The following is a 2,582-nucleotide window of genomic DNA, read 5'->3' as shown; positions in this document are numbered from 1 at the left end:
TCAGCACCTGCCACGGCCACACCCCCTCGCGCCGTGGCAACAGCGATATCGGCGCGCCCCCCCCGCCCCCCCCCCCGCGGGGGGGGCCCCCCCCCCCCCCCCCCCCCCCGCCGCGCCGGCCGGGGCCCCCCCCCCCGCGGGCGGTGGGTACGCGGGACGGTGGTGGCGCCGCTGGTCAGCGCGCCGTCGCCAGGGCCCGCCGCTCGGCCAGCGCCCGACGCGTCGCGTAGAGCGTGATGCCCGCCGCCCCGACCATCGCCGCGAGCCCGAGGACCACGGTGCCCTCCCACCCCGCCGTGTGGAAGGCCATGGCGCCCAACGTGCCGCCCGCGCTGCTGCCCAGGTAGTACGCGGACTGGTAGAGCGCGGACGCCTGGGCGCGGCCGGTGGTCGCGGTGCGGCTGACCGACGAGGAGGCCACCGCGTGCCCGGCGAAGAATCCCGCGGTGATCAACACCAGCCCGAGCACCACCGCGAGCAGCGCATCCGCCAGCGACAGCAGCAGCCCGAGCGACGTGGTCCCCACCGCCAGGTACAGCGCACCGCGCCGCCCCAGCCGACCGACCAACCGCCCCGCCGCGGCCGAGGAGAGGGTGCCCACCAGGTAGACCAGGAAGATCGAACCGACCACGCCCTGCGGCAGCCCGAACGGCTCGGCGACCAGCCGGTAGCCGATGACGGTGTAGACCGCGCCGAACACGGTCATGAACAGCGCCCCGATCGCGTACAGGCGTCGCAGCAGCGGATCTGCCAGATGGCCGCCGATGGTGCGGGCCAGCGCCCGCGGCCCGGCCGGCTGCGCAGCGAAGTGCCGGGCCGGCGGCACCAGCAGCCGGAACGCCACCGCGCACGCCGCGGCGAGCAGTCCGACCGATGCCAGCGCGGCGCGCCAGCCCCAGGCCTGGGCCACCCAGCCGGTGAGGATGCGCCCGGTCATACCGCCGATGCTGTTACCGGCGACGAACAGGCCGATCGCGCCGACCAGCGCCTTGGCCCGGACCTCTTCCGCGAGGTAGGCCATCGCGGATGCCGGCACCCCGGCCAGCGCCGCGCCCTGCACCGCCCGCAGCGCGATCAGCCAACCCAGGTTGGGTGCGAACGGGGTGAGCAGCGCGACGACCGCGGCGATGCCCAGCGACACGGTCATCAGGGTGCGCCGGCCGAACCGTTCGGAGAGCGCACTGAGCGGCAGCACGGCGAGCGCGAGCGCGCCGGTGGCTGCCGATACGGTCCAGCTCGCCTGACCCGGCGTCACTCCGAGGTCGCCGGAGATCGCGGGCAGCAGCGCCTGCGTGGAATACAACAGCGCGAAGGTGGAGATGCCTGCCGCGAAGAGCCCCAGGCTCATCCGCCGATATCCCGGCCCACCGGGACGCAGCTTGCCGCCCTCGGCATCCGTCTCTCCCGTCCCGGCGGACCCCCGCCCCATGCCGTTGCCGGCACCGCCACTGGCCACTACCCGACTGGAGCTGCGCCCGTCCACTGAACTCGCCTGCGTGGCAGGGGAGTTCGAGGTCGATGCCTGAGCTGCTTCCGCGCTGTGGGTGCCGCAGGGGTGGGCCTTGGGGGCCACCGCCTGGTGGGCGTGCTCGCCGCGCGGGGCGCGGTGGGGGCCGTCGACGCAGTCGGTGTGCACCATGCGGTCGGCTCGGTTGGCGGAGCCGGTGGTGCGGGGCGCCATGGTGCGGTGCTGGGAGGCGCTGGTGGCGCCGGGGCACGCACTGCCGGGGGCCGTCATGCGGCCCGAACGGCTCGACGGCGCGGGCGTGGTCGTCGCGTGGATGGGGGACGGCGCGGTGGAGGCGCCCACTCGGAAGTCGGTGGACGCCTCGGTATCAGCAGGAGGCATGTCCACGACGGTAGGCAAGGCCCCCTCATGCGTCCAATGCACAACACGTCCATAATCAATCCACCAGCGCATTAATGCAGGTCAGGAGGTTCCGTGTCACGCCAGGGCAAGGAAAAAGTCACGTCGACCACATCGGGCGCCATGCGGCAACCCCCCTCGACCCCGCCCCCGTCCGGCACGCCCGCCCCTCCTTCCGCCGCGGCCCACCCGGGCACTGAAGGGGCCCCGTCTGCCGCGGGAGCAACCCCGGTGGGGGCCAGCGGTGATCGGACGTCCCTCGGAGGTACGCCGCACCACCAGCCCGAGGCCCGCACCGCGCCGGAGCCCCGCGCAGGAACGCCGAACACCCCGGGTTCACTGGGTAGTCCGCGCACGCCAGCGGCATCGCGCACGGCTGCGTCTGGGGCCACGTCTGGGGCTGGGGCTGGCACTGAGGCCGGGGCTACGCCCGCTGCTGCCTCTGGCGCGGTGGCTGCGGCGGGGGATGCGGCGCGGGCCTCGCGTGAGCCCGTGGCGGCAGGTGGTGAGGAGGCGGGCGGCGAAGAGGTGGCTCGCGCGGTAGGGGAGGGGGCTCGGATAGGGGCGGCCCGCGCGGCGGCGGCCTCGTCTCGGGGCCCGGCGGTGTCGGCGCGTACGCCGGGTGCTGTCTCTTATACACATATCCGAGCCCCCTATACACATATCCGAGCCCACGAGACGGGTGGGGGGGGAAAAAAAAAAGGGGGGGGGGGGG

At 74.7% G+C, this 2,582-nt stretch carries 2 protein-coding genes; one reads left to right on the top strand and one right to left on the bottom strand.

All coding sequences use genetic code 11. From position 1 onward, the window contains the following. Positions 1-230: hypothetical protein (locus tag AAHZ94_RS32445; protein ID WP_349997289.1), on the top strand; the 230-nt coding region annotated here is incomplete at its 5' end. Here AAHZ94_RS32445 and AAHZ94_RS32440 read toward each other — a convergent pair. After that, entirely contained in the window at positions 176-1,429 is a 1,254-nt protein-coding gene (locus AAHZ94_RS32440) for an MFS transporter (RefSeq protein ID WP_349997290.1), read from the bottom strand. The genes AAHZ94_RS32445 and AAHZ94_RS32440 overlap by 55 nt on opposite strands. Positions 1,430-2,582 lie beyond the last annotated feature (1,153 nt).

The organism is Streptomyces sp. HSW2009, from assembly GCF_040240285.1.
In the GTDB taxonomy this organism is placed as follows: Bacteria; Actinomycetota; Actinomycetes; order Streptomycetales; family Streptomycetaceae; genus Streptomyces.
This window is presented reverse-complemented; position numbering and strand designations above follow the sequence as displayed.

Excerpts from the sequence above, each read along its gene's own strand:
- AAHZ94_RS32440 (WP_349997290.1), bottom strand. The coding sequence starts at position 1,429 with ATGGGGCGGGGGTCCGCCGGGACGGGAGAGACGGATGCCGAGGGCGGC.